Source organism: Martelella sp., from assembly GCF_984369615.1.
On sequence record NZ_CFHTCS010000217.1, the window covers coordinates 1 to 7615 of the forward strand.

The window sequence follows — 7615 nt, forward strand, 5'->3', positions numbered from 1 at the left end:
GGGTCTCCTCAAAGAGCAGTTACCACGCCACAGCACAAAAATCAGGACAGTCCCCTACGCATGGCGCGGCGGCCCGCGCATCCACGCGGATCCGAAAACAGAAAAGGACGCCTTCATCGCCGAATATCGGCAGCACATGCTGACCGCTTCGACCGAAGGCATCCTGACACTCGAAGGTCTGATCGACCTGTTCACCGGCTCCGAGAAAAAGCCGAATCCCGATTTTCTTGCGCTGTCCGCTTCAACCCAGCGCGATTATCTGTATGCGTTCCGGCTGATCAGGGAACGCTGGCCCCGCCTGCCCGCGCGCCTCACCCAGCAGCGCGGCATGAAGCGCGATATTCGGGACTGGCACCGATCATTTGCGAAAAACCCTCGGAAGGCGGACAAGCTCCTGTTCGCTCTCTCCAAGGTTTTTTCTTATGCGATCAAGCACGAGTACATCGAAAAGAATCCCTGCACCGGCATAGACCGGATCTATCGCGGATCGAGACGGGAATTCGTCTGGACCGACGCCATGATCGAAAAGGTTCGCAGAGAGGGAAAGCCGCACATCGTCGCGGCAATGGAAGTCGCCGTCTACACCGGCCAGCGCCAAGGCGACATCCTCGCGCTGAAATGGCCGCAATACGACGGCACCCACCTGCAGTTAAGGCAGGGTAAAACCGGCAAACGCGTCAAGGTCAGGCTGCACAAAGACCTGAAAGCCCTGATCGACCAGCTCAAACAAGCCGCCGAAGACCGAAAGGTCCGCTCGGCCAGCATCCTGACAAACAGTCGCGGCCGCCCCTGGACGCAAGACGGCTTCCAAACCTCATGGCGAAAGGAAATGGCCCGCCTCGGCATCGAGGGCGTCACCTTCCACGACCTGCGCGGCACCTTCATCACCGCCCGTCGCCGAGAAGGCTCCACCGTCGAACAAATCGCCAGCATCTCCGGCCACACGATCTCCGAGGTACGCTCGGTACTTGAGAAGCACTACCTTGCCGATGACCAACAAGCCAGCGATGCGGTGATTTTGCGGATGGAGAAAAGCAGCAGTCCGTAGAGCGGCATCTTCATTTTCCGGCTATCGCAGTTAGTGAAGTTGGGATCTCTATCTATGAAGTTTGATCGGGGGCTTCAACGTACACCGCACCATCCGCATCGGCATCACCTTCCCCGAATCCGTCTATTGCGATAGTAATTCGAGAATTGCTTTAATGCTTTGGGAGGCTCAAATGTATCTGCGGCGACTTAAGTTGGTGAACACCGGCCCAATTGAACGTGCTGACATCAGTTTTCGGTTCGGCGACGAAGGATTACCCAAGCCTGTCATTTTCGTCGGACAAAATGGCTCAGGAAAAAGTGTCGCAATTTCTCATATTGTGAATGCCTTAATTGCCGCACAAGGAATAATTTTTGAAGATTCCGATGTAGAAGAAGGCAAGGTTTACAAATTAAGAAGCCCTTCTTACATTCGCCACGGAGAAAATTATTCTGTATCAGAAGTTCATCTATCCGATAATATTTACGTTCATGAGATGCAGCTAGCTAAAACGAAAAGCGATTTCACTGAACCAGTGGCAGAGTACCCAAAATGGAGCGATTTAAAACCGAGAGATGCCACACATTTCAGCAGCAATTTCAATGAAAATATTGATAAAATAAAGACAACACTATTAAATCACTCGCATCTATTCTTCCCTCCCAACAGATTTGAAGAACCAGACTGGCTAAATAGAGGGAGCCTTCGAACGAAGGTAACTTACCCTTCCATTACTTATTTTGAAAATCACTCGAACAGACCCATTGTTAATTACGCACCTATGGGAGAATTGCAAAATTGGCTCTTGGACCTTGTATACGATAGCTTTGTCTTGGAACGACCTATTTCTTCATCGCCTGAACAGGAAAATAGACAGCAGCCTACAGAACGCCGGAACAGACCCGCAACTACAATTCTGAAAGCTATAGAGGAGTTTCTGAGGGTCTTATTTGGGAAGCCTGGCAAAGTGGTTTGGAACGTAGGAGCTAGGAACCGCAGGCAGCTTGGGGTCTCCATAGATGGAGAGACTATGACCTCAAATTTATTCCAGCTCTCTTCAGGGCAAGCCGTTTTGCTCGACCTATTTCTGTCGATCATAAGAGACTTCGATCTAGGTCAATCGCAACTCACCCAACTGAGTGACATCGAAGGTCTCGTTATAGTTGATGAAGTCGACCTTCACCTCCACACTGATCTTCAACACGATCTACTCCCTAATATTATTCATCTATTTCCGAAAATACAATTTGTGCTTACTACGCATTCTCCGTTGTTTCTGATTGGCATGGAAAAACTCTTTACGTCAGAAGGCTTGCAGCTCGTCGAGCTGCCTACCGGTCACGAGATCGAGGTGGAGCGCTTCTCTGAGTTTGAAACAGCATACAAACATATGAAAGCGAGCGCCCGCTTCCAAGAGGAAGTTCGGGAAATGATAAAAGCCAACCCAAAACCAGTTGTTTATCTAGAAGGCACCACTGATATCGACTACTTGACCAAAGCCGGAGAACTTCTCGGAAAGGACGAACTTGTTAGGAAGTTCAAATTGATCGATGCCGTAGGTTTCCGCAATCTTGACAAGATTTGGGAGACCTACAAGACGCACTTCAGCTCCCTCACACAGGAAAAGTGTCTGTTGCTATATGATTGCGACGCGGGAAAGAAAGCAGAGTCTGTCGGCAACTTGTATCGCCGTACGATCGCGCAGCAAGCTCACAAAATAGAATCTGGAATTGAAAACCTTTTCCGAGATGCCACAATTCAAAAAGCGCGGGCTTTCAAACCAGCTTTCGTGGATATAAAGAGCGAGCATACTCTAGTCGAACGAGGCGTAGAGATGACTATCCCTGAGACTTGGAAGGTCAACAAAAGTGAAAAGCGGAACCTCTGTGATTGGCTCTGTGAAAATGGTACTGCAGATGATTTTCAGGATTTTTCAATTGTATTTGACATTCTTGAAGACGTTTTATCTTCTGAAGATTGACCTGCATCCTGCACCTCTTGCAAAAATTCAAGCTAACTGCTTCATTGCCCTTTAATCTGCTCTGACTCCGTTAAAAATCGATATCAACGTCGACAGGAACTTGGGGCGTTATTTCTGCAGCGACTGGAGTGTAAAGATCAACTCCGACTTCAGGCGAAGCCAAAGTCATGATCAAGGCATAGCGCGCCTGCTGCTCGCACACCTCTGCTTTACGCCTTTCTTTCCACCACCCCCCCACAGGCTTCACGCAAATCAGATCACGAGATGCCAAATCGGCGCCACTGCCGACCCATTGGTCGCAATGAATTGAACCGGCTGAAACGCCGCTCGGCCCAAACTGCCATCCAGTGTCGTTCGGTCGTCCGTCAGGGACCAAGCCGGCAAAAATCTCTTCCTCGGCGTTGATCCCGGCCCGGAAGCGAGCCTCTGATTCTTGTGAACGCTTGAGGTCAAAACGCAGTCCAAATGACTGATACTTCTGGGGGTCAATGGCGGCGGCCCGACCTGGATTGGGTTCAATAAAATAGGACAGTGTGACCTTTAGAACGAAGTTATTATCAGCATATTGCTCCAAAAGGGCCTTGGGCCATGGTAGCTTATAGTAGTGGCATTCATTGAATCCCACGCTGTATGATTTCTTGCCATCTTTGACAGTAACCTTCTTCTTATAAGGCTGAATGGCCTGCTGCGCGACAAGAGCCAAATGTTCTTTGGCAGAGGCTGTAGCCCGCTTGAAAGACGGTACGCCATAGCCAAAACATCGGGCTAAACGCTGCTTTTCACGAAGGCTATCTGTCGCCCGGAGCTTCTGCCACATAGGCTCGGTCCATTCGGCACTGTGTACCATCAATGCTCGAATGGTTTCCGGCCAGTACTCGGGATGATCCGCTTTCAGACGGGCAGCGAGACGTGATGCCAGCGCCGTAGCAGCGCTGGTCGCAGCAAAACTCACAATCGGTAAACGGTCTGCATCACTGCCCGTCGTCAACAACTCTAAAGAGGGGCAAGAAACGAGGCTTTGGCCATCAGCTGAAATAGCCCGATTACCAGCTTCCATCACGATTTCAGGCTTTACCGGCGCCTTACCTTGAACCCATGCCAGCGAGTTACGTGAATATGGACTTAATTCACCCATCTGCGCCATGGGCTTGTACCCATCCAGTCCATCATCATCGATGATCTGCTTTTGAGTGTAGCCGCCGACAGTCAACACATTCCAAGCCTGTGCCGGATCTTCAATAGTGTAGTTTTCGGCGGGCTGAAGGTCGGCGAACTTCATGACCGCTGGAATGTTGCCCGCAGAAATAAAGAACAGGCGGCGCGGAGCATCAACGTCGTCACCCTCCATTCTACCAACGGCGGCACGATCAATGGATGCACTCCAACTTGTACCGCGCTCCCCAGAAACATCCTCGTTTGTGATCGCCATGCAGTATATGCGATCGAATTCGGGATTCTGAATCTCCGCCAACGACACGGCGGTTGCCGTGATCGTACCTAGTCTTGCCGGTCTATTCTCCGGAAAACCATCTGATGGCAAAATGCGTACTGACTCCAACCGATGATTAAGAGACCGAAGGCCCTGATCTTGAAGCGCAGAAAAAAGATCGCCGTGCAATGCCAGCCCCGCCATCTCTGTGCCATGGCTGAATGCTTGATTGTCGGTTGGCACCCAATCAGGGTTTGCAGTAAGTAGATCACCCTCGGCCAAGCCGGGCTCTATAAGCACGTGGCCACGGTTGACGCCAGTATCAAGTAGGCAGACGCGGGGGACGTTTGCACCTGGCCACGCGACACGCTCCGCCAAATCTTCGGCCCAGTCGTGCTGGTTTTCGCGTTCATCCTCGATAAAAAAGGAAGGCGTGTCGGAACCTCGTCGCAGCTCGGTGATGCCTTTGCAGGCGAAAAGTAGCACTTCAATGTCGGCACGGCGGGCAAAAACCGGCACTATGACCGTTTCAGGAAAAGTCAAACGGTAATCTTCATCGGCGATCTCGCATTCTAGATGGGCCAGAACCTTAAGTATTTCTCCTTCTAGACCCCTTATGCACCAAACTTCCCACCAGATTTGCGCTTGAGCATCTTCCGGAAGCGCAGCAGAACTATCAGTCCAAAAAGACATCAGTCGGGCGCGTCTAATCGCGTCAATTGGCTCAACATAGGACTTATGTTTAGGTTGTTCCGTTGCAGTAAGCGGGGCTGCACGATAGTCTTCCAGTATCGTCTCGAGAACGGGTATCGACTTGTCGGGAACAAACAGAACAGCACTTAACTTGTCGTTTTCCGCATCTCTCTTCGCCGTACCAGAGAGAATGCCCGATCTTTTTTTGTCAAGTTTCTCAGCATCGGAGCCCTTGCGCAACTCGATCTCGTAATATGCACCCTCAGACCGCTCAAAACGCTCATCTGGCGATGGCGTCTCCTCAACCTCGTGAAAAGCCGCGCGCAATTGCTCAAGAAGCACCGCACCATGCTCCTCACGCACACGCGGGGCACTTCCCCCACCTATATTGCGAGGGGGAGATTTGTATGACCTGGCTTGACGACGGTTCGAAATATCGAGGTGAGGTAGGATAAAATCTGGCATATCGTACTAGCTGCGCTTTGTGTTCGAGAACACCTCCTGCATCGCACGTCTTTCATCCAGACGCCGGACAAGTTGGTCAGAGGTGACGGTACTGGTCTCGTTTAGGATAGCCGACTTCACAGCATCCTCGGTCGCGCGGGTGATTTCCGCTTGACTGAGCCCTTCAGCTGCCTTGAACAATCTTTTCCAGGCTAGACGCTGCGACTTAAATGGGCGCAGAGCACCAATAATGACTTGTTTCACCTGTGCCTCAGACGGCATCTCAAAAGAGAGGACTAGATCGAAGCGACGCAATAGTGCATTGTCGAGTAGATCAGAATGGTTTGTAGCGCCGATGATAAGACTGTCGGTCGAGTTTTCCTCCTCCATGTACTGGAGAAAAGAGTTCAGAACGCGCCGCATTTCGGCCACGTCGTTTGAGGCGCTACGCCTACCGCCGACTGCGTCAAACTCATCGAACAGATAGACGCCGCGCTGTCGCCCTGTTTCGTCAAAAACGAGCCGAAGCTTTGCAGCGGTTTCGCCCATGAAACGTGTAATCAAACCTTCAAGCCGCACGACGAAAAGAGGGAGAAGCAGCTGTCCTGCTAACGCCTCGGCAGTCATCGTTTTGCCGGATCCAGGCGGCCCGACGAATAGAACACGGCGATTCGGTGTCTTGCCATGCTCGCGCAGCCAGCTCCGTTTCTGCTGCTCGCACACCAACTCATCAAGACGCCCCCGAAGAGATTGCTCTAGCACCACATCTTTTAGCTTATAGCGGGTTTCTCGGTGCTCAATAAGCCCTTCTAACTCACCCCTCGGCTTAGCGAACTGGATCGCGACAGGCGCCTCTCCATGCAATTTCCGTGCGCTTTCGACGGCCGAACGTAGCGCCTCAGCACTAGAACGGCGCCCCTGCCGTGCCTCAGAAGCAGCGACCTGCAGCGCGATCGAATAGAATTGCTCATCGTCCCCCTCGGCACGACTATGCAGCATAGCCAGTATCTGTTTCGCGTTAGACAACAGTTTGAGCTTTCTACGTCATCAGGTGTGATCTTGGCAGAATACACCAATTCGATATCGGGATAACTACAATAAAAGTTTAATCGCAACGGCGAGCCTGAGCCCAGAGAACAAATCCGACTGCATTGAGCTCGACATCAGGACCCCCCCAGTGCGTGCGCGCCCAACAACCCGCAGATGCTTCCCGCAACCTTCTTTCTATCGCTGACGTGCGCTTAGTCGCCCGATTGACTTAGCCCTGACTCCGACAGCAATAGAACACAAGCAAAACGAAAGCCGTAAACCAAACTGTAAACCAACTACTGTTCATGGAGGGAGTTCGGTCTAAACTTCTGAAAAGATTGGCGACCCCTGCAGGATTCGAACCTGCGACCGTCGGCTTAGAAGGCCGGTGCTCTATCCAGCTGAGCTAAGGGGCCGTTTGATGCTCGCGGGCGGCATGAATGCCTGATCCCGTCGTAAATGACAAGCTGTCTGCGGGTCGTCTCCGGGAAGAAGTTGCCGGCGACGCGAGAAGCCTTGGGGCTGGAGCATGTCCGGGCTTCCTTGAATCGCGACCACGCTCTAGCCTTTTGTTTTCCGCGCGTCCGGACGGAAAACCGGTCTCCACTTTTTCTGGACGCGCTCTGGTTGAACGAAGTCGCCACGCGAAAGGCAGCGGACAGGCTTGACGTCCGGGCGGGGAAGTGCGGCTTGCAAAGACGCCTGCGTCAGTGCGTCCAGGGCTGCACGCGGTCCGGCTTGAAGTTGTCGGAGTAGGAAACGACCTTTTCCTTGGTCTCCTTCGGCTGGATCACGCGATAGGCGATCCCGTGGCGGCGCGCATAGGCCTCGGCCTCCTGCTGGCTGTCGAACCGCAGCTTGACCTGCTGCAGCATATCGGAAGACGAGGTATAGCCGAACAGGGGGTCGATCGTGCGCGGCGTCTGCTGGTCGAATTCCAGCACCCACTGGTGGGTCTTGGCCTGGCCCTGCTGCATTGCCGTTCTGGCGGGACGGTAAATCTTCGCCGACA

General features: G+C 52.4%; 5 protein-coding genes and 1 tRNA gene. 2 read left to right on the forward strand and 4 right to left on the reverse strand.

What is annotated here, in order from left to right:
- Positions 1-1048: tyrosine-type recombinase/integrase (locus AC5DC2_RS15950; protein ID WP_491699186.1), on the forward strand; the 1048-nt coding region annotated here is incomplete at its 5' end.
- Between the two features lie 61 nt (positions 1049-1109).
- Entirely contained in the window at positions 1110-3008 is a 1899-nt protein-coding gene (locus AC5DC2_RS15955) for an AAA family ATPase (protein ID WP_491699187.1), read from the forward strand.
- A 70-nt stretch (positions 3009-3078) separates the two neighbouring features.
- On the opposite strand, the gene AC5DC2_RS15960 is transcribed toward AC5DC2_RS15955, so the two are convergent.
- The 4 genes from AC5DC2_RS15960 to AC5DC2_RS15975 all read right to left on the reverse strand — a co-directional run.
- Complete coding sequence (locus AC5DC2_RS15960; protein WP_491699188.1) at positions 3079-5493, reverse strand: S8 family peptidase; 2415 nt, start codon at positions 5491-5493, stop codon at positions 3079-3081.
- A gap of 108 nt (positions 5494-5601) precedes the next feature.
- On the reverse strand, positions 5602-6573 hold the full coding sequence (locus AC5DC2_RS15965) for an AAA family ATPase (protein WP_491699189.1): 972 nt from the start codon (positions 6571-6573) through the stop codon (positions 5602-5604).
- Between the two features lie 369 nt (positions 6574-6942).
- A tRNA-Arg gene (locus AC5DC2_RS15970) sits at positions 6943-7019 on the reverse strand.
- 291 nt (positions 7020-7310) lie between these two features.
- The coding region (locus tag AC5DC2_RS15975; protein ID WP_491699190.1) for an ETC complex I subunit at positions 7311-7615 on the reverse strand (305 nt) is incomplete at its 5' end.

Coding starts and splice junctions, on each gene's coding strand:
- AC5DC2_RS15965 (WP_491699189.1), bottom strand. CDS start 6,573: ATGCTGCATAGTCGTGCCGAGGGGGACGATGAGCAATTCTATTCGATC.